The organism is Candidatus Desulfatibia sp., assembly GCF_036446775.1.
Lineage (GTDB): Bacteria > Desulfobacterota > Desulfobacteria > Desulfobacterales > UBA11574 > Desulfatibia_A.
The window spans coordinates 1-23,956 of sequence record NZ_JAZFTO010000374.1; the positions used below are offsets into that span (position 1 = coordinate 1).

Sequence of the window (23,956 nt, forward strand, 5' to 3'; positions counted from 1 at the left end):
GGCCGCGAATGACTTGGGATCGTCCGGAGATCCCCAGTTGCCCTGTCCATCCAGCAAAGGGTAACGAAAGGCAAACGGCTGGGCCATTAAGACCATGGCTTCATAACAGGCCGAATCGCCGTGAGGGTGAAATTTACCCAGTACATCACCCACGGTCCGTGCTGATTTTTTGTACTTGGAACCGGCCTTTAACCCCAGTTCCGACATGGCGTAGACAATGCGCCGCTGTACCGGTTTTAAGCCGTCGCCGATATGGGGCAGAGCACGGTCTAAAATAACATACATGGAATATTCCAGGTAGGCCCGCTCCGAAAAGACTTCCAGAGGCAGACTCTCAACCTCTTCCAGGCTCAATGCTGCTGTTTCAGTCATGGTTTTATGCTCAGGTTACCTTTTTCTTCCAGCCATGTTCTGCGATCCGCGGCCCGCTTTTTAGCAAGCAGCATATCCATCATGGACTCGGCCTTATCATCACGGTCGAGCGTAAGCCGCACCAAGCGCCGCGTATCCGGCGCCATGGTCGTCTCCCGCAGTTGCAGAGGATTCATTTCGCCCAGCCCTTTAAAACGCTGCACGTTAATTGCACCTTTTTTCTTTTTATTGTTTATCCGCTTTAAAATTCCCTGTTTTTCTTCTTCGTCCAGGGCATAATAGACGTCTTTGCCGGCATCAATACGATACAGAGGCGGCATGGCGACATAGACATGCCCGGCTTTTACCAGCGGGCGAAAATGACGCATGAAAAGGGCGCAAATCAAGGTGGCGATGTGCAGTCCGTCGGAATCGGCGTCAGCTAAAATGCAGATCTTGCCGTAACGCAGACCGTCAAGGTTTTTAGAGGCAGGATCTACGCCGATTGCAACGGAAATGTCGTGGATTTCTTTGGAACTCAGTATCTCCGCAGAATCGACTTCCCAGGTGTTTAAAATTTTTCCCCTAAGAGGCATAACCGCTTGAAACTGGCGGTCACGGGCCTGTTTGGCGGATCCGCCGGCGGAGTCGCCTTCCACTAAAAACAGTTCGCTGCGCAACGGTTCCATGCCCACACAATCTGCCAGCTTGCCCGGCAAAGCCGGACCGTTGGTGATTTTTTTGCGGGCGACTTTTTTGCTGGCTCGCAAACGGTGCTGGGCATTTTTTATGGTCATTTCGGCCAGCTTTTCACCGGCATCCGTGTGCTGATTCAGCCAGAGACTGAAGGCATCCTTGACACCTCCGGAAACAAACACCGCGCACTGCCGGGACCCCATACGCTCCTTGGTCTGCCCGGAGAACTGGGGATCCTGCATTCTCACGGACAACACATAACTGCAGCGATCCCATATATCTTCCGGAGCGAGTTTGACTCCTCTGGGGATTAAGTTGCGAAAAGTACAAAACTCACGGATGGATGTTAACAATCCGCTGCGGAAACCATTTACGTGCGTGCCGCCCAGCGGGGTGTGGATCAGATTAACATAACTTTCCGTAACCGTATCGCCCCCTTCAGGCAGCCAGACAACAGCCCAGTTCGCCAATTCATAATTGCCGTTAATCTCGCCGATAAAAGGCTCTTCCGGCAGCATGGCAAACTCTTTAAGACTGTCAATCAGATAATTTTTAAGGCCGTCTTCAAAGTACCAGTTCTCGGATTCTCCGGAGTTTTCGTCCTTAAAATAAACCCGCAGTCCCGGGCAGAGTACGGCTTTGGCCCGCAATACGCGTTTTAATCGACGGGCGGAGAATCTGGAAGAATCGAAATATTTCGGATCCGGCCAAAATTGAACCGTGGTCCCTGTATTTCTAACACCGACAGTGCCCACTTCCACCAGTTCACGGCACTTATCGCCGTTTGCAAAGCCGATCTCATATTTCTTGCCGTCTCTTTTTATTTCCACATCCAGCCGGGTCGATAGCGCGTTTACCACCGATACTCCCACACCATGCAGCCCTCCGGAAAACTGATAATTTTTGTTGGAAAATTTTGCGCCGGCATGCAGCCGAGTCATAATTACTTCAACACCGCTGACGCCTTCTTCAGGATGGATGTCAACCGGCATGCCTCGGCCGTTATCACTCACTTTGCAAGCACCGTCTTTGTACAATGTAACGCTAATGCGGTCGGCAAAACCGGCAATGGCTTCATCCACGCTGTTGTCGACAACTTCATGCCCGAGATGGTTGGGTCTAATCGTATCCGTGTACATTCCGGGTCTGCGCTTGACAGGGTCAAGACCGCTGAGTACTTCAATCGATTCTGCCGTATAGTTGTTGTTCGTCATAAATAAACTTCTGTAATTTTAATGCAATTGGTTGAGAATTATTTTGCGCTTCTCTATGGCGGCCAACTTGCTAACATTATTCCATATCACAAGGGAATGTGTTTTAAAAGGGTTTTATACACAATATGTGCTGTTTTGATTATCTTTACTTAAAATGTGTGTTTTTTGTGGATAAACTGTGTTGATTGCCACAAAGACACCAAGGCACAAAAAAAAAGAATAATAAATATTATCCTTTGTGTCTTTGTGCCTTGGTGGCAAATGCTTTTTGGTTCCCCGTTTCAGGGGTTTATCCAGGTTAGGGTGTCAGCATTTCGTTTTCATTCCTCTTCCTTTTTCTTATCAGAAACAAACCCATAGATTCCTCTTTTTGAAGGAGCGGAAACCCATTGCTGCAAATAATCGATTTCGGGTGTTTGAGGTAATTCCAGCGCCGCTAAATCTCGCGACTTTCTCAAAGATAAAAAAGCTTTTGAAATCGGCTTTAAGCGCTTACCTTTTATACCTTCCCTGCGCAAACCTATTAAATTAAGACGATAGTGGCGCACAGGCGTGCCGCCCACCAGTGAAAACGGTAAAACATCTTTGCGAATCAATGCTCCCCCTGCCAGCATTGCCAAAGAACCAATTCTTACAAATTGATGGACCATCGCTCCTGCACCGAAAAAAACTTTATCATCGACCTCTACAAACCCCCCTAAACCTGTATAAGAAGCAAAAATACACCCATCCCCAATTACGCAGTCATGTCCGACATGGATACAAGTCATAAAATAACAATTCGATCCAATCCGGGTTGACTCGCCTTCCCTGGTAGCTCTGTGGATAGTGCCTGATTCCCTGAAAACATTGTCATTACCGATTACTGTATATGTTTCTAAATTGATGTCAAAAGTAGTAGCCTGGGGTAAGCCCCCAATGACCGCATATGGATGCACAACATTATTCGATCCCATTTTCACATAACTTCGAATAAATGCATGCGAATCTATCAAACAATTATCACCGATTTCCACATGATCTTCAATGACGGCATATGCTCCAATTTTAACATTTTTACCAATTTGGGCCGTAGGGGCGATCTCGGCGGTTGGGTGAATTTCCATTTTTACCTTGCCATAGAATGTTATCTTAATTAGTGTCCATCCATAAATGGCTATTTTTGCCCTGCTCGGCGTTCTCCGCGGGTTTCCGCCCTCGACGTACTAAAGTACGCCTCGGGCAAAAACCCTTGTGCGGCCTTGATCAGGACAAAAATTGCTCATTTCTGAATTGGACACCCATAGTGTTCATTTTGGATACGTGGATGGGTACTAATTATTATGACGATCCAAAAATATAATCGATAACATATAATGGGAAATCGCCTTTATGCAAGACACAATTTTATTGGTGCTCTAAAACTTTAGCTTGATTTTCTAGTCATTTAATAAAATCCTTCAGTTTTTCCACTTCTTGAAGCTGCCGTGCGAATAACTTGGGATCTTGCGCTGGTAATTTACAAATTCCTTTTTCACAAACATACGCCGTGGTCATTCCCTTTAAAGCGAACTTTCCTCTGGCAGCCGGAATAAGCCGGGCATGGGATTCTAAATCTTTTCCCTCAGTAGCGACGGTTAAAATCCGGTTTGGTAGAAATTGCTTTCCAAACTCCCGTAAAAAGGGTTCCGCCTGGTCTCGTTTTCCTTCAGGAGCCACGATGATAATCTCCTTGGGCCTGTCCAGGTAAAAATCAAGGGCCAGCATCATCTCAGAAAGCGCAAGGGGATTGGATGTGGAGCCGCCCAAAAAGAACGTTAAGGCTTGTTTTGCACGCTTCTGATAGTTGTCCTCTAAAGTATATTCACCCAGCCGCAGCAAATTCAGAACGGCAACCGAATTTCCGGACGGCTCGGCGCCGTCATAGTGCGGCTTTTCCCGGGCAATCAGCCTTTCGTGTTCTGGGCTTGTCCTAAAAAATCCGCCGTTTTTCTTATCCTCGTAATATTTTTCCAGAATTTCATCCAATTCAATCGCCTTTGCCAGCCATTGGATGTCATGGGTGGCCTCGTAGAGATCCAAAAGTGCGGCCGTGAAAAAGGCATAGTCGTCCAGATAGGCCTTGTGCCGGGCCTGGTTGTCTTTATAGATTCTATAAAGCCGGTTTTTGGTGTAAAGATGTTCCAGAATAAAGCGCGCGGCTTTGACGGCACGATCGATGTACGCCGATTCTCCCAGGATAAGCCCGGCGCGGGCATGGGCAGAGATCATCAGCCCGTTCCAGGCCGTGATTATTTTTTCGTCCCGCAGCGGATGGGGACGGCGATTTCGTCGTTGAAAAAGAAGTTCTTGGGCTTCTTCGATGATCGCCTGCAGTCGTTTTTCTGACATGTTAAGGTCATCAGCGATCTCAGCGGCTGTTTTGGGAGTATTCAGAATATGCCGTCCTTCAAAATTACCGGTAAACCCAACTGCGTAATAGGTTTTGACGATCTCGGCCCGCTCTTTGCCCAACACGTCTTCCAGTTCCTCGGGGGTCCAGGTGAAGAAATATCCTTCCTCCCGGTGGCCCTTGGGGGTCAGGCTGTCGGCATCTGTGGCCGAGTAAAACGCTCCGCCAGGCGAGGTCATATCCCGTTTCACATAGTGCAGGATCTCTTTGGTAACCCTTTTAAAATGTTGATCACCGGCCACCTGATATCCTTCAAGGTAGGCCATGATCAGCAGGGCGTTGTCATAGAGCATTTTTTCGAAGTGGGGGACAAGCCAGCGCCGGTCGGTGGCATACCGGTGAAAACCGCCCCCGGCGTGATCATAGATTCCGCCTGCCGCCATTTTTTCAAGTGTGAGCTTGGCGATGTGGAGGACCTCCTGATCCCCCGTGCGCCGATAATACCGTAGAAGAAGCCGGACAGGAGGGCTGCTCGGGAATTTGATTTCTCCCGATATTCCGCCGTAAATCGGGTCAAAGGCGCGCTTGTAATACTCGATGGCCTGATGCATAAGATCTGCCACAGGTAAGCGGTCGCCGGTTTCAGAGCTAAGCCTTTGCTGAATCTCTCCTGTTAGCTTTTGGCCGATTTCCTCTACCCGGCCCTGTTCGGTTTGGTAAAGCGCTTTAATTCTCGTCAGAATGGTCAGAAACCCCATACTCACGCCCCGGTCCCCGTCTCTGGCCGGGAAATAAGTGCCGCCGTAAAAGGGCTTGCGGTCCGGTGTCAGCCAGACGTTCAGGGGCCATCCGCCACTGCCGGTTAAGGCTTGAACCGCACTCATATAAATAGCATCGATATCCGGGCGTTCTTCCCGGTCGACTTTAATGGCAATGTAGTTTTGGTTCAGGTACCGGGCGATTTCCTCATCTTCATAGGACTCCTCTTCCATTACGTGGCACCAGTGGCAGGTCGAATATCCCACGCTGAGAAGCACGGTCCGGTTTAGTTTTCTTGCGGTTTCAAAGGCCTCATCGCCCCAAGGGTACCAGTTGACGGGGTTATGGGCATGTTGAATAAGGTAGGGACTCGACTCAAGAAAGAGGCGATTCGTAAATTTGGCCCCGCCGTCAGGCCGCAGGTGTCTCGTTCTGGGACGATAGTCTTTCCCACGGATTTTTCTCATTTTTTCAAACTCTTTTAAAAGTGCGGCCTTAAATTCCTCTGCCCCCGGTAGATTTTCTGTTAGTGTTTGGCTGATTGATTTGTGGGAAAATGTCCAACCGAAAGAGGCAGACATGATAATGACTCCCAAAGCAGCGGTAAAGAGTGCTAATACTTTTCTACAAGTTGTTCTGATAACATAAGCACGCATTAGGCCCCTTTCTACCAACTTACTATGGCAGGCAATGCAAAATAGACCCATTCTTAGGTGTTATCATTTAGTCGTTTTATTCTTTAATTCCTTACATGGAAATCTCGAATTCGCCGGATGTAAAAAAGCCGTTATTTGACTTTTTATGAGACCATCAATATAGTTGAGACGCTTATTGTAAGGCTGTATACAGAAACTTCTTGCTGAAGGGTATCTGGTGATGAGTAAATTTGAAATTAGGTTGTGTATTTTCGCGATTGTATTTGTCGCCATTTATATCGGCGCAATTGCCCTGACCATCCATTCAAGGGTGAGTACGGAAGAAAAGATTACAAGGATTGAGTCTGAAGCACCATCTCCGGGCGAGGGGCAGGTGATGCTGGCAGAACTGTTGCTTCCCATGCTGATTCTTTTTACAGTTACGATCTGTTTTATCATCGTCAAAAAAAAGAGAGCCAAAATGGCGCTCGCGCTGGAAGAGGCGGATGAAGAATTTCAATATTGACAAATGAATAAAAACAGATATATTCTTTTTTGAACTGCAATAGCGAACGCATTCCCCGTACCTTGTCATAGTGTAGTGAAGATCCCGCATGCTGGAGTGCATGGAGCTTCAAATTCTCTGTCAAAAATATAGGGAAAACCGAAATGAATGACATTGATAGGTTGCTTCAAAATGATAGCTTTGCCAATGCCCTTCTGGATTCCCTTCCCTGCGGCCTCCTTGTAGTGGACGAAAAAGGTCGTGTTCAGGCCATTAACAACATCCTAAAGCAGGTGGTAGGTGTTACGAAGCAAGCGGTCTTGGGAAAGGGGAGTGGGGATGCCCTGGGCTGCGTCCGTGCATCTGAACATCCGCAAGGGTGCGGCTCTGAGGAAGGCTGCCGAAACTGTGAAGTCCGGTTAGTGGCCTTTGCGGCACTTTCAAAGAACAAAAAACAAATGGCCCGGGCAAATCTTCAACTAATTACCGACGGCCAGGTCAGAGATGTAACGCTGCTGTTCAGCGCGGTTCCTTTCACGTACAAAAACAAGCGGTTTGCGAATCTTATTATCGAAGATGTCACCAAGTTGTGTTTATTCTCTCTGCCGGACGTAAAGGCCGGATTTAGAGGGATTGTGGGGCAGGATCAGAAAATGAAGGAACTGTTTGACACGATCAAGCAGGTCGCTCGAACGGATGCGCCGGTGTTAATCCAGGGCGAGAGCGGGACGGGAAAGGAACTGGTGGCCGTGGCCATCCATGAGGAGAATTCACGCGGCCACAAGTACTTTGTCCCTGTCAACTGCGGTGCTTTACCGGAGGGTTTGATCGAAACAGATCTCTTTGGCCATGTCAAAGGCGCTTTCACCGGTGCCATCCGTGACAAAAAAGGACGCTTCGAACTGGCCGACGGCGGGACTATCTTTCTAGATGAAGTGAGCGAGTTGAGCCCTGCCATGCAGGTTAAGCTCCTGCGTGTTCTCCAGGACGGGTGTTTTGAGCGGGTGGGAAGCGAAAAAACGGTTCGGGTAAATGTGAGAGTGATCAGCGCTACCAACAAAAATCTGGAAGAAGAGTTAACGGCCGGACGCTTCCGGCCGGACCTCTATTACCGGCTATGTGTAATGCCGATCTTCATCTTTCCCTTGCGGGATCGATTAGGGGACGTCCCCCTTCTGGCCGAGCACTTTCTGGCCCTCTACACCGAGGAATCTTTTGGTAAAAAGGTCTCCCTCTCTCCCGAGGCCCTCTCCATGTTGGAGGCCTACTCCTGGCCCGGAAACGTACGGGAACTTGAAAACATCCTTCAATTTGCTCTGGCCAAGCGCCAGGGAGATGTAATCGAACCCGAACACCTTCCTCCGGCCCTCCATTTGAACATATCCAGGCCCTTTACGCGGCGGCGGCGTGAACCAAAGCTCCAGGCCGTGGATGTAGCCGCGGCCTTGAAAAAGGCCGGAGGCAACAAGCGCCGGACCGCTGAAATTTTGGGAGTTTCCCGATCCTCTCTATACCGATTTTTTGGACGGCAAAAGAGCAGCCGCAAAGCGGGATGAGAAACCCAGGCAAGGGCATTGTGTCCCAGTGTCCCGTGTCCCACTTCAGCTAAATGGGACATAAAAGGTCTTCCTAAAAAAGCAAAACCCTTTCAACTATTTGAATCTACGCCATATATTTGTCTGAATAGTTACTAACACTTAACAATGTCCCATACAGTGTCCCATTTAACTCCTTCCCTATAAAATCTCAGAGCAATATTAATTCCACCGGCAATAAAATAATCTGCCATACTTTCAAAGTCTTACATCCTCTTCAAGGAGCTTCTCTTCTTATTGGCACTTTTTTTGCTGTTTAACATATTTTGAGCATATTGGGCATAGAATCTTTCCAGGAAATGTTATGAACAATGATTGCATGCAGCAGGTTCTCGCGGCCTTGGAACTGGCCGAAGAGATGATCCGGCAAACGGATCGCGTTGAGACTGTGTGTGACGATGACGGTTGTCTCGTGGTTTACAGCGTCATCAAAGACTGCGCTTACAAAATCAAGCAAGCCGCCCAACGAGAACTTCGGACCCTTTGCGACCGCAAGGTCTAGCATTGAACATAAAAGCGCTTTACAATTTTATACAACGTTCGAAAGCTCTCGAGACTGGAAAAAATTTTTATCCCTTTTGAATTGAAGCTCCCTGCAGCCCCGCTGTGCGGAATTTCCGCTGCGCTCCAACAAGCAGCTTGGAATTTAATTTTAGTTTAAAAAGGAGGGTAGCATGTTTAAGAGGTTATTTTGTCTGATATTTTCTGTTTTAGTCGCAGTTCCAGTTTTTGCCGGTGAAAAAAGCGGTACTATCACCGGTAAAGTTAAGGTATTTCGGGCACGCCGATCAGCAGATGTTGTCGTTTATCTTGCAGATGTCTCAGGAAAGTTCAAACCTCCTGCAAATCATCCCGTTGTAGATCAAAAGAACCTTACTTTCATCCCCCATGTCCTTCCTATTGTTATCGGAACGACCGTTGATTTTGCCAACAGTGATAATGTTAAGCATAATGTTTATAGCTCATCAGAGACGAAAAAATTCAACCTTGGCACTTATGGTAGTGAAATAGTTAAACAAGTAACTTTCGACAAAGAAGGCGAGGCTGCTTTAGCGTGTAATGTTCATACCGAGATGTCTGCGTATATTATGATGTTGCCTAATTCGTATTTCGCCAAGACAGGCAATGACGGCGGCTTTACAATAACCGATATCCCACCCGGGGAATATACGCTTAAGACGTGGCATGAGAAAAAACGGCCATATCAACAAAAGGTAACTGTTGAAGCCGGCCAAACAACAGAAATAAATATTAAATTGAAAAGATGATGGATAAGAAAGAGAAAGCATCCGCACCGAAGGTACCGACAGGCGATGCTCGCCGAAGATTTTTTTTAAAAGCTGCCTGGGGTGGTATAGCATCATTTTTACTGGGAAGTGCGGTTGTGTTTGCGAGGTTCTTTTACCCAAGGGTTCTGTTCGAGCCGCCGACAAGGGTTAAAGTAGGTAAACCTTCAGAATTTCTACCCGGGACGGTCGATACAAGGTTTAAAGACCAGTATGGAGTGTGGATTGTCAGAGATGACGAAAACAGAATATTTGCCTTAAGAACAGTTTGCACCCATCTTGGATGTACACCCAACTGGATCGAGTCAAGGAACAAGTTCAAATGTCCGTGCCATGGCAGTGGATACTTGCGAAATGGTGTAAATGTTGAAGGTCCTGCACCTCGACCGCTGGATAGATACAAGATAACACTTGTAGATGATGGACAGATTCTGATTGACAAGAGTGTTATTTATAGAAGTGTGGCCGATAAAGATCCGGATGAAACCAACCCTCAGAGCATCTTAATAGTATAACCGGAAACCCTCATTTTGCCCGCCCTTCTCAGCTCCGAAGACAGTAAGGATAGAGGGGCGAAAAGATGAAGAATTATGATAAAGAAACTTTTTGACAAGTTCAGGCAGACTCCGGTAGGCAAGTCTATCTTTCGTAGAAACTATACGCATACTCCCAAGGATAGGATGCAAGCCATACACGGTAATGTGTTTTTTCATCTTCATCCTGTAAATGTAAGACGTGGTGCGTTAAAGCTGGGGTTTACCTGGGCCATGGGAGGGATAACATTTTTGCTTTTCCTGATCCTTACTATCTCCGGCGTCTTACTTATGTTCTATTATCATCCCAATACCCGTGATGCCTATGTGGACATTAAGGATCTGGAGTTTACCGTTCCCTTTGGGTTGTTTCTGCGCAATATCCATAGATGGGCGGCACACCTTATGGTCATAACCGCAATGGTGCATATGTTCAGGGTATTTATGACCGGATCATATAAACATCCCCGTCAGTTCAACTGGGTTATTGGAGTTATCCTGCTGACGCTGACGCTGCTTCTGAGCTTCACGGGCTATTTATTGCCATGGGATCAACTGGGATACTGGGCCATTACTGTGGGGACAAACATGGCGCGCGCATCACCGTTTGTTGGACATGAAGGCCCTTTTGGTCCTCAACTTGGTATGACAGCTTATAATGATCTCAGGTTTGCAATGCTGGGAGGGTCCACGGTAGGCAGTAATGCCTTGCTGCGTGCCTATATCTGGCACTGTATTGCTTTGCCTGTTGCTGCTTACGTGTTGTTAATCGTGCATTTCTGGCGCATTAGGAGAGACGGAGGGATATCAGGACCACAATGAAGAACTTTATTGCGATTATAAGCAAACCGGATAATGTGGCCATCGTTATCATGATGATAATGGTCCTGTTTTTCACTGTTTTAGCATTTTATTATGCTATTACCGGTGATAGACGAAGGAGCAGAAAGGCTAAGGAGGATATGTCGCCTGAAGATAAGGCTGATGAAGAGAATAAAACATCTACATGGGATTATCTGCCTACCTGGCCTTATCTTATTAGGAAGGAATTCCTTGTTGCAATAATTGTAATCGTATTTCTGATGGTATGGTCTATTGTGCTTGACGCCCCGCTTGAGGAATATGCCAATCCAACCCGCACACCTAATCCCGCCAAAGCACCGTGGTATTTTTTGGGGCTACAGGAGATGCTTGTATATTTCGATCCATGGATAGCAGGTATTGTCATGCCTACACTTATTGTTGTCGGCCTTTGTGTTATCCCTTATGTGGATGTGAACCCCAAAGGAATTGGATACTACACCTGGTGCGAGCGAAAATTTGCAATCTCAACATTTTGTTTTGGTTTCCTTGTATTATGGACAACACTAATCGTTATAGGGGTTTTTATGCGGGGGCCCGGCTGGGTATGGTTCTGGCCGTGGCAGCAGTGGGACCCACACATTGTTACCGTCGAAATCAATGTAGACTTATCACAGATTTTCGGGATTGATCCGCGATCCCTGGCAGGATCTGTTATAGGAGGATCCGTAATTCTTGGGTATTTTGCTGTGGGGACGGCCCTGCCTTATAAATATTTGCAAAGGCGGTATAATCAAACCCTGGCTGCACTTGGCCCCTTGCGATATCTTATAGTCGTGACCCTTTTTCTTATAATGGTGGCATTGCCTATAAAGATATTCCTGCGCTTACTTTTCCATATTAAGTACATATGGGTGACACCCTGGTTCAACATATGAAACTTAAATGAGCCATTGGCTTACCAAGGAAAATAGCTAGCACCCTCCCCCGCCCCCTTCTACGGAAGGGATGGATAAATTCCTCTCACCCCCGGTAGGTGAGGGTTAAAGTGAGAATATACTTTTAGATGAAAAAGAAAGAAGAAGAAAGATCTTATTCACTGCATTTTTTCATTGCGGTTCTGCTTTTGATAATCACCTCCGTATGGCTGATTTGGTGGGAGACAAAAACCCTGCGCCCGTGGAAGGAGTATCAAAACAAATACTATAAGCTGGTTGTGGCGCAGCTTGAAAAAAAGCTTGAGCAGAGCGTTTCCGAGTTCTCAAGGGATAATATACAGAAGGAATATAATAATCTTAAAAGTGCTTTGGAGAAGGCCAGAGCTGAATTTCAATCGCGGGCGGTTCAAACAGAATACAAAAAGAGCAGCAGAGCATTGGATGAGGTTTCTGGTGAATTTAAAATGGCGCGCCTTGATTTTCAGAAACTACGCTCAAGATATCTCCTGGTAGAATATAATTACATTAAGCATGGCAGGGCCAAAGACAAACAGACCATGGCCGAACTTAATCAAGAGATTGCCGTATTTGACAAAAAGATAAAGCAGCTTGAATCCAAAAAGGGGACCTACAAGGCCAAACTTGCCCAAATGGCCGCCCCTGTTGATGGACTTACCAGGAAGATAAATGACTTTACAGCGGATATAGACAGCCTAAAGAAACAGATAGTTTCTTTTTCAAATCAAAAGATTGAGATTAAGCAGACTAATATACCCGATCTTGGTCGCACCGATCGATGCCAATCGTGCCATGTTGGTATTGGTGAAAGCCACAAGGTTTCCTCCGTGGAACCCTTTACGGCACATCCGGGAAAGGAGATATTTTTAGGGAATCATAAAACTGCACGCTTTGGATGCACTGCATGTCACAGAGGGCAGGGCCGGGCGACATCATCAGCCAGGAAGGGACATGGAGATGTAAAATATTGGGATTACCCCATGTTAAGAGGTGATAATGTTCAAGGGAGCTGCCTGCTCTGCCACGAAAAGGTGAAGGACTTGAGGGGCGCGGAGGTTGTATCATTTGGGATAGGCACACTTGAGCGCAAAGGATGCTACGGCTGCCATAAGATAGCCGGATATGAGGATATGCCCAAGATCGGACCGGTTCTTTCAGGTATAGGGACAAAGGCAAACTACACCTGGGTAGTGAATTGGCTCAAGGATCCGAAAAGTATCTTTGCAACGGCGCGCATGCCGAACTTTGGCTTTAGTGATGAGGAAAGCAAGGCCATAACAGATTATCTTTTTAAGCTAAATATGGACTATCGGCTCGATACACCCGCCAAAGACCCTGATTGGGACCTAAGTGATAAGGGCAAAATTATATTTAGAGAGTCAAGATGCAGTATCTGCCATGCGGCTCAGAATAAGGGCGGTGCCTTTAAGAATATCTATGCACCGGATTTAACGGCGGTGGGCAGTAAGGTCAGGATCGAATGGCTTAAGAAATGGCTTAAAGAGCCGCAGGATTATTTCCCAAAGACACGCATGCCAAGGTTTAGATTTACGGATGAAGCCATAGATGCATTAGCCGAATATATTATGAGTGAGTTTGTTGATTGGGATATTGAGGATCAGAAGCTCACCGAAAAAGAGCTTATCGGCGAGCAGCAGATGAAGCTTGGTGCCAGTCTCATTGAGAAGTATGGCTGTTTCGGATGTCATGACATTAAAGGGATGGAGAAGGCTGTAAAGATCGGGCCCTATTTAAAAAAGAAGGATGTGATCAATATGATTGGAGCAGAGATCTCATCTATTGGATCAAAGCCTTTTGAGAGGTTTGATCTGGGTAAAGTAGCTGATAAAATTAACGATAGGGAATCTTATTTAAGAACGAAACTGGAATCACCACGGGTTTTCAGAGATGGATTGTTGATGCCGAATTTTGGTTTTACAAAAAAAGAGATCGATGACCTGACGGCCATGCTCCTCGGATTTACGGCCGGGGAGGTTCCGCTGTGGTATAAGGTTCTCGACATACCGTCGGACTACAAGCCGACAGGTGCTTTTGCAAAGATAGAAAAGGATATCAAATGTCTGTCCTGTCACACAATAAGAGGTGTTGGCGCTGATTTTGCACCTGATTTGAGTTTTGAGGGAAGTAAGGCTAAACCTGAGTGGCTAAGAGATTTCCTGAAAAAACCTGACGTCATACGTCCCATGCTCAAACAGATGCCCTTATTTAAACTTGGTGGCGAAATTGGTATGGTTAGAGGTTATCTTTCTGAAGATGAAATAAATATTATTGTCGATTATATTCGGACTATTCTTGTCTCCAGTGATATTCCTGACGATTTTGAAATGAAAAAAAATCTAGTAAACGTCAATGCGGCCGATGGTAAAAAGCTTTTCTGGAAAAAGGGCTGCCTGGCGTGCCATCAAATAGGGCAAGATGGGGGGTCTGTTGGACCGGCTCTTACTCACGTCGGCAGTCGGCTTCGTCCCGGATATATTTTTATGCATGTAAAAGACCCTCAAAAAATGGTTCCCGGGGCCGTGGAGCCGAGATATAATATGAGCGAAGCAGAGGTTTTGAAGATAACCAAGTTTTTAGTGAGTTTGCAAAGCAAAAAATTCTAAAAATATTCAGCTTAAGAATGCAGATAAGTGTAATCCTGCTTAACTGGACAGAAATTCATGTTCAATCGTGTAATAAATTAGAGGAAGCTAATGTCACTGAATGAAGCCTTAGACGGGAGAGCTTTGATCCCGGTCTATGTTACTAAAAAAGCCCCCTGTACGGCCAATTGTCCGGCGGGCACGGATGTACGGTTGTTTATTAAACTAGCTTCTGAAAAAAAGTTTGCTGATGCCTACCAAACTATTTATCAATCTAATCCGTTTCCATCTACATGTGGTCGCGTATGCCCGCATTTCTGCCAGCAAAACTGCAATCGAGCAGAATTAGATCAATGTCTTAATATTGGCGCTATCGAGCGATTTCTGGGCGATTACGGCTTAAAAACCAGTATAAAATCCCATAAAATTAGGTTTAACGAAAAGATTGCCGTTATCGGCTCCGGTCCCGCAGGGCTCACCGCTGCTTTGAGATTGCGCGAGGAGGGATACCGAACCACGGTGTATGAAGCCCTTCCTCGGGCCGGTGGTATGATGAGAGTAGGTATCCCGCAATTTCGGCTCCCTCAAGATATCCTTGATAGAGAAATCAACATGATTGTGCAGCAAGGAGTTGAAATTATTTTAAATAAGAAAGTTACTATTAAAGAGATTGAAAAGGATTATTCCGTTATTATTGTTGCTACCGGCTCCCATATGGCGATTACGATGGGTATTCCAAATGAAAATCTGACCTTGGAGGGCATCAGATTTTTGCATGATTTCAAAATGAATAATAATCGCCAAAATATCAATAAAGGAGACAAAGTAGCTGTAATAGGTGGCGGCAATACCGCCATTGATGTAGCACGAACCATATTAAGATTGGGGGGCGAGCCCACAATTTATTACAGAAGAACTAGAAATGAGATGCCCGCGGTCCCCCATGAAGTAGAAGAAGCCCGGGCAGAAGGCGTTAAGTTAAAATATTTAACTGCACCCGTCAAGATTGAAAAGGATGAGAATGGCAGCTTGGTTGCATGGATAATAAAAATGAAGATTGGTAAAGCCGATCAAAGCGGGAGACGAAGACCTATCCCTGTAAAAGGATCAGAAAAACCTATAAAAGTTGACAAAATAATTACAGCAATCGGGCAAAAATATGACCATTTTGTCTCTTCCGGTTTAGGAATTCAACCCCGGCAGGGTAAAATTGATTTTCCCTGCCAAGTACCTGTCTTTTGCGGTGGTGATATGGCCGGGGGCGGGACGGTTACGGAGGCTGTTGGCAGTGGAAACGAAGTCGCCCGGGAGGTTATTGCATTTTTGGGCGGGAAACCGTTCATTGGTAAGAATAAAGATGAAGATATTGTATCGCCGGAAGATCTCAATTATGTTTATTATCTTCGATCATCCAGCCATATTAATCCGTTCAAGCAAATAGCCGACTTACATAATGATCTTAGTGAGGTCGTTGAGGGGTTGTCAGCCGAAGAAGTTGTTGACGAAGCCCAAAGATGTTTACATTGTGGCGATTGTTATAAATGCGGGAATTGTTTTATCCGCTGTCCTGAAGCAACAATTTATCTTGATCAAGATAAATGCCTGCAAATCGATTATGAGCATTGTAAAGGTTGCGGGATCTGCTTTCAGGAATGTCCTTGTTCGGCTATAAAACTTAAATCTGAATAATGATGAAAATATTAAGCTTAAGAAATCATATAAGTGTAATGCTGCTTGTTGGGGCCGTGATTATTACAGGATGTTCATCAAGCAATCTAGATGCGCCGGATGCAGAAAGACCCATCCATCAATTCTCCCTTAAAGAAGGTAAGCGGCTCTTTGGGCAACTATGCCTTCCATGCCACGGGGAAAGCGGCCAGGGGGATGGAATATATTGGGCCAGCGCTATAGGTATTACCCCGGCGGATCTCACCAAATTCACACCGACGGAGTCCGGTCGCATCTTTAAGACCGTCAAATACGGCTCTGAAGTTCAAGGCAAATCAAATCTTTGTCCTCCATGGAAGAACAATTTGTCGGATGAAGATATTGAAGATATTGTGAATCATGTTTTAACGCTAAACAAAAAGAACAAAACCAATTTAGCTGAAATCGTTCGTATTAAGTCATAATCAGCGGTTATTGCGAGGAGGTTAGCCCGCAGCAATCTTTTTATTACGGGCAGTTATGGAGCTTCAGATTCCTTTTTCCCATTAAAAGCGGGACTCGCAACGACAGGCATGATGACTTTTTACCAGACCGTCAATTTAAAAGGGTGCGGAGGTAAATAAAATGTTAAAAAAGATACTATGGAAATCTGTTGTCATTGCGGGCGTTGTTGCAGCGCTATTACTTTCTTATAATAATAAAACCTTCTCACAGGGAGCGGAAGAACCGGCAGCTAAAGAGGAAAACATACCTACCAAGGAACCTTTAATAATTAAATACTTACATTTAGATGCGAACTCAGCGGATAAGGCCTTTGAACAAGCAGCTCCGTTAAATATTAAATTGCAAAAGCAGGACAAAGCATTTCCTCAGGGGGGTGGTTCGATTAAAGCAATCAAGATCAGGGGCTTTCATAATGGGGAAACGATATTCTTTAAACTGACATGGGATGATGCGGTGAAGAATGAAAGGGTGATTAAACATGAACAATTCAGGGATGCCGTAGCTATGATGTTTCCATTGGATCTTGTAACTATATCCCCCAAAACACCCTTTAGTCCGAGAATGGGTGACAGGGGCCGGCCGGTTAATTTATGGCATTGGAAGGCGGACTGGGAGAAAGAATTGCACTTGGCAGGAAGATTTGAGCATGTGGAAGCCGAGTATATTAACATGTTTGACGACTTTCATGATAATCCGAATGCAGTACCGGTTCAAAACGATTTATATTCGAGCACTCAATTTATTTCAGGCGGAAGGGCGGCCGGGACTTTGCTGGCAAAACCCGATAGAGGTCGATCAGTTGAAGATTTGAATGCTATAGGATTTGGAACGCTTACTTCGCAAACTCATCAGGACGTTAAAGGTAAAGGTAATTGGGCGGCCGGCAAATGGAATGTGGTTATTTACAGGCCCCTAACAACTCCGGATAAAAATGACGTCCAGTTCGTACCGGGTATGAGAACTTTCTTTAATGTTGCGGTATGGAATGGTGCGCAAGGGGACACAAATGGGCAAAAGTCCATTAGTATAAGGTGGCATCCATTAACGCTTGAGAGAGTAAAATATCAACAACAATAGATTGTTCGAAAAACTCCGGCATATTAGATAAAGGAGGCTGGCAATGGCAACTGTTTATAATTGGCAACTTGGAAGAAAGATGGATTATCCCTACATGGATTCAAGACCCCAAAAGCAATTTACGGCGGTCTTTAATATTAACAGGTGTATTGCCTGTCAGACCTGTACTATGGCTGATAAGAGTACCTGGACATACAGTAGGGGACAAGAGTTTATGTGGTGGAACAATGTAGAGACAAAACCCTATGGAGGATACCCCCAATTTTGGGATCACAAGATATTAAAGATACTTTGGGACCAGGGGAAAAATCCGATGGAATGGTTTACTTCGGCCGAAGACAAAGATGAGAAAAAGGCACCTTATGGCTATTACGGAGGTGATACAATTTTTGAATTGGCCATTACAAAGGAGCTTAAGCAGATAGCCGTAGGCTATATTCCAACAGATAAGGAGTGGAGATTCCCGAATATTTATGAAGACACGGCTGCCAGTGAGAAAACAAACATTGAGACCAAACTGGCAAAAGAGTTTTCAGAACTTCCTGAACACCAGCGATGGTATTTCTACCTTCAGCGACTATGTAATCATTGTACTTATCCGGCGTGTGTGGCTGCTTGTCCCCGCCGGGCCATATATAAACGTAAGGAGGATGGTATTGTCTTGATAGACCAGAAACGTTGCCGAGGCTATCGGAAGTGCGTAGAACAATGCCCGTACAAAAAACCGATGTACAGGGGCGAGACCAGGGTTTCAGAAAAGTGTATAGCCTGCTACCCAAGGGTGGAGGGAAAGGACCCGATTACGAAAGGACGCCGAATGGAAACAAGGTGTATGACTGCCTGTGTAGGAAAGATAAGGTTAAATGGATTGATGACAGGTGACCCTGATAATCCTGATCCGAAGAATCCCATGGACTTTTTAATAAGGATTCATAAGGTTGCCTTACCTCTTTATCCTCAATTTGGTACTGAGCCGAACATTTATTATATTCCGCCGAGATGGGCACCAAGGGGATACCTGAGGCAGATGTTCGGCCCGGGCGTAGATGAGGCCATCGAGAAGTACTCGGCACCTTCGAGGGAATTGCTGGCAGTATTTCAGCTGTTTAGAACCACCCAGACCATGATCTCCAGGTTTGAGATCAAGTACGGAAAAAAAGTTCATGAAACCCTGGTAAACGGAAAGGTGTTTGAACTATACGACGATACTGTAATCGGTTACGCCGAAGATGGGGTAGAATTGGTAAGAATTAACGTTGAGGAACCTACCTGGGAGAGTTCAGAAGAAAGGATGATTACGTACTAAAACTATTTACGGGAGTATTCTAATGCCAAATCAAAAAAAAGTAGAAAGATTGCTTGCACTGAGTCATACATACCGGTTTCTTTCAATTTGTCTTTTCGAACCGGATAAAGAGCTCCTTGAATTGCTGAGTGATAAGGACTACATGGATGAAGTAGAGAGTTGCCTGGTGGAAATCGGAAACGATAAGTTATCAGAATTCTTTGGTCATGTGCGCAAGGAATCGCAACACACAGCACCGGAGGTACTGCTTGAGCAATATCGTGATACATTCGGTAGTACAACTGTAGCGACGGATTGCCCGCCTTACGAGATGTACGTTAGTGGTTCTCACATATTCCAGCAGACACAGGATCTTGCCGATATTTCGGGGTTTTATAGGGCATTTGGATTAGAAGTATCAGAAGACGATACGGCGAACAGATGGGATCATATAGCCGTTCAGTTAGAATTTTTACATTTCTTAACTTACAAACAGGCTTTTGCAATAGAAAACCATAGCGATGAGGAACAGCAGACCTGTCTCATGGCCAAGAAAAAGTTTTTGAACACTCATATTGGTAGATGGATACAGGCCTTTGCAAGGGCTGTGGAGAGAAAATCTCCTGCTGGATTTTACCGGCAAGTTGCCAAGCTGGCAAATGACTTTGTTCATATCGATATGGAAAACCTGGGGGTTAGTGCCGAAGAGATAGATGAATTGCAAGGCGGGGAGCCTGACTATCTTCAGAGACTCGAAGGCAAAAGTGCAATGGCATGTGATGCCTGTACGGATGAGGAATATTATGGCTGAGCATAGACCTAACGACAAGAAATCGGCTGAAATAATTTATGACCCTCAGTTAGTTGATGGTATCGTGTATAAAGGTCTGGCAGAAAGAGAAAGGAACGGGGATATTGCATTGTACGAGGAGTATCACGAACTGAGAAATGATATTTATGAGATTGAGCAGGAATTGAGGCCCAAAAGATTCAGGGACTTAGACCGCGATTTTTTTCATCGTTTGGGATATGGTCGTTTCTTATTAGAGATCTTGGATGAATATCCCGACGTAACGGAAGTTGTTGAGGAGGTGCACGTAAGAAGGGCAACGACAAAACAAAATGAGGGTTCAAATGTAGTGGATGACGGCAAGAAGGTTGTTATAAGGTTATATTCAGATCAGTTTATAGAAGGCCAGGAAATATGTAAGGTGCTCCGGCATGAGCTTATGCATGTTGCTGACATGCTGGATGAAGGTTTCGGGTATAGGGCCGAACTTTTCCAATGTTCTCCCATGGAAGAGCGTATTATAAAGGATAGATACGGACTTTTCTGGGATATTCGCGTGGATGGCAGGTTGCACGGGGAAGGCAGAGAAACCATTGCAACCAAGGAAGAGAGAAAGAAGGAGTTTGTTTCATTTTTCAGGAAGATCCCGGAAAAAACAAGAGATTTAATATTTGAGAAGCTCTGGGAAGGAAAAGAGCCTTTAACGCATCATAAAATGATTGACATGTCAAAGGATGTCAACAAGCTTGTTGAGGTGGTAAGCAAGAGTGGTTCTGGGATTTCAAGTGATCTTGAGGAGGAAGTAGAAAAGATAGGCCCACTTCCAGGCACTATTTGCCCACTTTGCCGGTTTCCAACATCTGACTGGGTAGAGGATCTAGGAACCGGTGAAGAAATCGTCAAGATGATAAAGGCGGATTTTCCGGACTGGGGTGCACATGATGGAGTGTGCGTCAGGTGCGCGGAATATTATAAATTAAGAGCAGGTACGTGGTAGTTGATACCGAGAATATAAGTTTTCAAGAAGGAGGATTTTTATGAAACTTACACGAAGAGCATTTGTGAAAATCGCCGGCGGGGTAGCAGCAGCGGTTTCAATACCGACGAGAAAAGTTCTGGCCTTTAAATCCCTGAAGCCGGCCGTCGAGGTTGTTAATCCTCTTGACAGCTATCCCGAAAGGGACTGGGAAGATGTGTACCGGAATCAGTATCGGTACGACCGCACGTTTTCATTTTGTTGTTCTCCCAACGATACGCATCAATGCAGGATAAAAGCATTTGTCAGGAATGGGGTTGTAGTAAGAGTAGAGCAAGACTACGAACACCAGGATTACACAGACCTTGAAGGGAGAAAACCCCAGAGGAGCTGGAATCCGAGGATGTGTTTAAAAGGTTACACTTTCTTCAGAAGGGTGTACGGCCCGCATAGATTGAGGTATCCGATTCTCAGAAAAGGCTGGAAGCGGTGGGCGGATGACGGCTTTCCGGAGCTGGACCGGAAGAATAGAAAGAAATATAAGTTTACATCCAGAGGTACGGATGATTTCATCAGGATGTCCTGGGATAATATATTTGATTATGTCGCCAGGGGTATGATTCATATAGCAAAGACTTACAGTGGCAGCAAGGGCAAGAAACGGTTGCTGAAGAGAGATAAATATGAACCGGAAACGCTTACGCACTGGAACGGAGCGGGTACCAGGTGCTTTAAAAACCGTGGCGGGATGGGGCTGCTGGGTGTCATGGGAAAATATATGGGGCAGTATCGTTTTTCCAACATGCTTGCGCTTCTCGATGCCCATGTGAGAGGGGTAGACCCGGACAAGGCTCAAGGCGGAAGAATGTGGTCCAACTATACATGGCATGGTGATCAGGCGCCCGGACATCCTTTCGTACACGGTGCCCAGGCTTCTGATATTGATTTTGCAGACATAAGGTACTCCAAATTGGTTGTCCAGGTGGGCAAGAACCTGATTGAAAACAAGATGCCGGAAGCACACTGGTTGACAGAGATCATGGAAAGGGGTGGAAAGTTAGTAGTTATTTCACCTGAGTACAATCCTCCCGCAACTAAGGCCGATTACTGGATACCTATCAGGACGGGATTGTCAGATACGGCCATATTCCTGTGTGTGACCAAGATAATAATTGATAAAAAATGGTATGACGAAGACTTTGTCGGGCAGTTTACAGACTTTCCACTGCTTGTGAGGACCGATAACCTTAAGAGGCTCAAGGCCCATGAGATGTTTCCCAACTACAGAAACCAAAAACTCGACTATAGCCACAGAGTGCAGGGTATGACAGCAGAGCAAAGGGAGCAGCTGGGAGACTTTGTTGTTTATGACAACAACTCAAAGAGCTTCAAGGCCATTACGAGAGAAGATGTTGGCAAGCGATTTGCAGCCAAAGGGATAAATCAAGCCCTTGAAGGCAAGTACAAGGTCAAGACTATTGACGGTAAGGAAATAGAAGTGATGCCGCTTTTTGAGATGTATAAGTTACATCTTAGAGATTATGATGTGAAGACAACTTCAGAGATTACGGGAGCTCCGGGGCATCTCATTGAAAGGCTTGCAAAGGATTTAGCCACGATTAAGCCTGCATCCATACATTATGGCGAGGGGATCAACCACTATTTCCATGCAACCCTGCATAACAGGGCGACCTATCTGCCACTAATGCTAACTGGTAATATTGGCTATCACGGTACAGGTGGACATACCTGGGCCGGTAATTACAAGGCCGGTAACTTTCAGGCATCAAAATGGTCCGGTCCCGGGATTAAAGGAATCCTGGCAGAGGATCCTTTCAACATGAGCCTTGATCCTGATCTGGATGGCAAGAATGTACCTGTTCGTGGCTATGCCATGGATGAGGAGGTTGCATTTTGGAATCATGGAGACACCCCGTTGATCGTAAAGACACCCAAGTATGGCCGGAAATGTTTTACAGGCAAGACACACTTTAATACTCCTACGAAGTTTTTGTGGTTTAATAACGTCAATCTCATAAATAACGCCAAGTGGGCCTATGAAATGATCAAGAATGTAGATCCTAAGATTGACCTTATTATGTCGAGTGACACCAATATGACGGCCTCGATACAGTATGCCGACGTCGGATTTCCTGTGAATTCGTGGGCGGAGTTTGAGACTTACGAGGTTACCAGTTCGTGTTCCAATCCATTTTTGCAGGTATGGAAGGGTGGTATCAGGCCGTTACATGATTCAATCGATGATGTTATGGTAAGCGCCAGGCTGGCAGAGAAGCTGGGAGAACTCCTTGAAGACAGCAGGTTTGCAGACTACTGGAAATTTGCACTTGAAGGCCGGCCCGAGGTGTATATGCAGAGACTTTTTGATGCCAGTGTTCCGACAAGGGGTTATAAGGTAAAAGATATAATTGCGGGCAAGTATGGCGTTAAGGGCGGCGCACTCATGAATTTCCATACCTATCCCAGGGTGCCTTTCTACGAACAGGTGACCTACGATCGCCCATTCTTTACCGACACGGGCAGGCTTAATTCCTATTGTGACATACCGGAGGCGATTGAATACGGAGAAAACTTTATAAGCCATCGGGAGGCCGTAGAAGCGACGCCCTATCTTCCCAATGTTATCGTTAGTACCAATCCTTACATAAGACCCGAAGATTACGGGATACCGGAGAGTCATATAGGTGCGGCTGAACGACATGTAAGGAATATAAAGATGCCTTGGAGTAAGGTAAAGAAGACCAAGAATCCTTTGTGGGAAAAGGGCTACAAATTCTTTTGTATAACACCAAAGACCAGACACAGGGTGCATTCTCAGTGGAGTACGGTCGACTGGAACCTTATCTGGGACAGCAACTATGGTGACCCCTACAGGATGGATAAAAGGAGCCCCGGCGTGGGTGAACATCAGCTGCACATCCACCCACAGGCAGCTAAGGATTTAGGCATTAACGACGGTGATTATGTCTACGTTGATGCCAACCCTGCTGACAGGCCCTACATGGGTTGGAAGCCGAATGATCCATTCTATAAGGTCGCAAGACTGATGGTTAGGGCCAGGTATAATCCCGCATATCCCTACCATACGACCATGATGAAACATGCCCCGTACATTGCAACTGAAAAGAGCGTCAAGGCACACGAGCAGAGAGCGGATGGTATGGCATTGTCCAAGGACGGTTATCTCGCCAATTTCAGATACGGTTCGCAGCAATCGATAACGAGATCATGGTTGATGCCCATGCACATGACTGATACCCTTTTCCACAAGAAAAAGGCAAAGATGTCCTATATGCACGGTGGTGAGGCTGATAATCACACCGTAAATAC

The 23,956-nt window shown here is 45.8% G+C and carries 19 protein-coding genes; 15 read left to right on the forward strand and 4 right to left on the reverse strand.

What is annotated here, in order from left to right:
* The 4 genes from V3S16_RS16895 to V3S16_RS16910 form a co-directional block, all read right to left on the reverse strand.
* Positions 1-372 (reverse strand): DNA gyrase subunit A (locus V3S16_RS16895; RefSeq protein ID WP_413887068.1); only part of this gene is annotated, 372 nt, incomplete at its 3' end.
* Positions 369-2,261 carry a DNA topoisomerase IV subunit B gene (gene parE, locus V3S16_RS16900; protein ID WP_413887070.1) on the reverse strand — a complete coding sequence of 631 codons (1,893 nt, stop codon included), beginning with the start codon at positions 2,259-2,261 and terminating at the stop codon, positions 369-371. The genes V3S16_RS16895 and parE, both read right to left, overlap by 4 nt.
* Positions 2,262-2,581: 320 nt before the next feature.
* The gene (gene lpxA / locus V3S16_RS16905) at positions 2,582-3,367 is read right to left on the reverse strand and encodes an acyl-ACP--UDP-N-acetylglucosamine O-acyltransferase (protein WP_413887072.1); all 786 of its coding nucleotides are present in this window, start codon (positions 3,365-3,367) and stop codon (positions 2,582-2,584) included.
* Between the two features lie 316 nt (positions 3,368-3,683).
* Positions 3,684-6,047, reverse strand: coding sequence for a thioredoxin domain-containing protein (locus tag V3S16_RS16910; RefSeq protein WP_413887074.1), 2,364 nt, complete (start codon positions 6,045-6,047; stop codon positions 3,684-3,686).
* 220 nt (positions 6,048-6,267) lie between these two features.
* Here V3S16_RS16910 and V3S16_RS16915 point away from each other — a divergent pair, with 220 nt between their 5' ends.
* From V3S16_RS16915 to V3S16_RS16985, 15 genes are all read left to right on the forward strand, one after another.
* Positions 6,268-6,552: a hypothetical protein gene (locus V3S16_RS16915; RefSeq protein WP_413887076.1), complete on the forward strand. Its 285-nt coding sequence runs from the start codon at positions 6,268-6,270 to the stop codon at positions 6,550-6,552.
* Positions 6,553-6,695: 143 nt separating this feature from the next.
* Positions 6,696-8,087, forward strand: coding sequence for a sigma-54 interaction domain-containing protein (locus V3S16_RS16920; RefSeq protein ID WP_413887078.1), 1,392 nt, complete (start codon positions 6,696-6,698; stop codon positions 8,085-8,087).
* A gap of 343 nt (positions 8,088-8,430) precedes the next feature.
* Positions 8,431-8,628: a hypothetical protein gene (locus tag V3S16_RS16925; protein WP_413887080.1), complete on the forward strand. Its 198-nt coding sequence runs from the start codon at positions 8,431-8,433 to the stop codon at positions 8,626-8,628.
* A 172-nt stretch (positions 8,629-8,800) separates the two neighbouring features.
* The gene (locus V3S16_RS16930; RefSeq protein ID WP_413887082.1) at positions 8,801-9,394 is read left to right on the forward strand and encodes a carboxypeptidase regulatory-like domain-containing protein; all 594 of its coding nucleotides are present in this window, start codon (positions 8,801-8,803) and stop codon (positions 9,392-9,394) included.
* Positions 9,391-9,927, forward strand: a complete 537-nt coding sequence (locus V3S16_RS16935) for a ubiquinol-cytochrome c reductase iron-sulfur subunit (RefSeq protein ID WP_413887084.1) — start codon at positions 9,391-9,393, stop codon at positions 9,925-9,927. The genes V3S16_RS16930 and V3S16_RS16935 overlap by 4 nt, the downstream gene beginning before the upstream one ends.
* 75 nt (positions 9,928-10,002) lie before the next feature.
* Positions 10,003-10,767: a cytochrome b N-terminal domain-containing protein gene (locus V3S16_RS16940; protein WP_413887086.1), complete on the forward strand. Its 765-nt coding sequence runs from the start codon at positions 10,003-10,005 to the stop codon at positions 10,765-10,767.
* The gene (locus V3S16_RS16945) at positions 10,764-11,684 is read left to right on the forward strand and encodes a hypothetical protein (protein ID WP_413887088.1); all 921 of its coding nucleotides are present in this window, start codon (positions 10,764-10,766) and stop codon (positions 11,682-11,684) included. Before V3S16_RS16940 ends, V3S16_RS16945 begins: the two co-directional genes overlap by 4 nt.
* A gap of 128 nt (positions 11,685-11,812) precedes the next feature.
* The gene (locus V3S16_RS16950) at positions 11,813-14,326 is read left to right on the forward strand and encodes a c-type cytochrome (RefSeq protein WP_413887090.1); all 2,514 of its coding nucleotides are present in this window, start codon (positions 11,813-11,815) and stop codon (positions 14,324-14,326) included.
* A 90-nt stretch (positions 14,327-14,416) separates the two neighbouring features.
* The gene (locus tag V3S16_RS16955; RefSeq protein WP_413887092.1) at positions 14,417-15,994 is read left to right on the forward strand and encodes an FAD-dependent oxidoreductase; all 1,578 of its coding nucleotides are present in this window, start codon (positions 14,417-14,419) and stop codon (positions 15,992-15,994) included.
* Positions 15,994-16,437: a c-type cytochrome gene (locus V3S16_RS16960; protein WP_413887094.1), complete on the forward strand. Its 444-nt coding sequence runs from the start codon at positions 15,994-15,996 to the stop codon at positions 16,435-16,437. Before V3S16_RS16955 ends, V3S16_RS16960 begins: the two co-directional genes overlap by 1 nt.
* Positions 16,438-16,597: 160 nt before the next feature.
* On the forward strand, positions 16,598-17,554 hold the full coding sequence (locus V3S16_RS16965) for an ethylbenzene dehydrogenase-related protein (protein ID WP_413887096.1): 957 nt from the start codon (positions 16,598-16,600) through the stop codon (positions 17,552-17,554).
* A gap of 43 nt (positions 17,555-17,597) precedes the next feature.
* A complete protein-coding gene (locus tag V3S16_RS16970) occupies positions 17,598-18,860 on the forward strand; it encodes a 4Fe-4S dicluster domain-containing protein (protein ID WP_413887098.1) in 1,263 nt (420 codons plus the stop codon).
* 22 nt (positions 18,861-18,882) lie between these two features.
* Positions 18,883-19,650, forward strand: a complete 768-nt coding sequence (locus V3S16_RS16975) for a molecular chaperone (protein WP_413887100.1) — start codon at positions 18,883-18,885, stop codon at positions 19,648-19,650.
* A complete protein-coding gene (locus tag V3S16_RS16980) occupies positions 19,643-20,626 on the forward strand; it encodes a hypothetical protein (RefSeq protein ID WP_413887102.1) in 984 nt (327 codons plus the stop codon). Before V3S16_RS16975 ends, V3S16_RS16980 begins: the two co-directional genes overlap by 8 nt.
* A gap of 40 nt (positions 20,627-20,666) precedes the next feature.
* A partial coding sequence (locus V3S16_RS16985; protein WP_413887104.1) for a molybdopterin-dependent oxidoreductase occupies positions 20,667-23,956 on the forward strand: 3,290 nt, incomplete at its 3' end.

Excerpts from the sequence above, each read along its gene's own strand:
- V3S16_RS16960 (WP_413887094.1), top strand. The coding sequence starts at position 15,994 with ATGATGAAAATATTAAGCTTAAGAAATCATATAAGTGTAATGCTGCTT.
- V3S16_RS16980 (WP_413887102.1), top strand. The coding sequence starts at position 19,643 with ATGGCTGAGCATAGACCTAACGACAAGAAATCGGCTGAAATAATTTAT.
- V3S16_RS16940 (WP_413887086.1), top strand. The coding sequence starts at position 10,003 with ATGATAAAGAAACTTTTTGACAAGTTCAGGCAGACTCCGGTAGGCAAG.
- V3S16_RS16910 (WP_413887074.1), bottom strand. The coding sequence starts at position 6,047 with ATGCGTGCTTATGTTATCAGAACAACTTGTAGAAAAGTATTAGCACTC.
- V3S16_RS16915 (WP_413887076.1), top strand. The coding sequence starts at position 6,268 with ATGAGTAAATTTGAAATTAGGTTGTGTATTTTCGCGATTGTATTTGTC.
- V3S16_RS16925 (WP_413887080.1), top strand. The coding sequence starts at position 8,431 with ATGAACAATGATTGCATGCAGCAGGTTCTCGCGGCCTTGGAACTGGCC.
- V3S16_RS16945 (WP_413887088.1), top strand. The coding sequence starts at position 10,764 with ATGAAGAACTTTATTGCGATTATAAGCAAACCGGATAATGTGGCCATC.
- parE (WP_413887070.1), bottom strand. The coding sequence starts at position 2,261 with ATGACGAACAACAACTATACGGCAGAATCGATTGAAGTACTCAGCGGT.
- lpxA (WP_413887072.1), bottom strand. The coding sequence starts at position 3,367 with ATGGAAATTCACCCAACCGCCGAGATCGCCCCTACGGCCCAAATTGGT.
- V3S16_RS16965 (WP_413887096.1), top strand. The coding sequence starts at position 16,598 with ATGTTAAAAAAGATACTATGGAAATCTGTTGTCATTGCGGGCGTTGTT.
- V3S16_RS16950 (WP_413887090.1), top strand. The coding sequence starts at position 11,813 with ATGAAAAAGAAAGAAGAAGAAAGATCTTATTCACTGCATTTTTTCATT.
- V3S16_RS16935 (WP_413887084.1), top strand. The coding sequence starts at position 9,391 with ATGATGGATAAGAAAGAGAAAGCATCCGCACCGAAGGTACCGACAGGC.
- V3S16_RS16920 (WP_413887078.1), top strand. The coding sequence starts at position 6,696 with ATGAATGACATTGATAGGTTGCTTCAAAATGATAGCTTTGCCAATGCC.
- V3S16_RS16955 (WP_413887092.1), top strand. The coding sequence starts at position 14,417 with ATGTCACTGAATGAAGCCTTAGACGGGAGAGCTTTGATCCCGGTCTAT.
- V3S16_RS16970 (WP_413887098.1), top strand. The coding sequence starts at position 17,598 with ATGGCAACTGTTTATAATTGGCAACTTGGAAGAAAGATGGATTATCCC.
- V3S16_RS16930 (WP_413887082.1), top strand. The coding sequence starts at position 8,801 with ATGTTTAAGAGGTTATTTTGTCTGATATTTTCTGTTTTAGTCGCAGTT.
- V3S16_RS16975 (WP_413887100.1), top strand. The coding sequence starts at position 18,883 with ATGCCAAATCAAAAAAAAGTAGAAAGATTGCTTGCACTGAGTCATACA.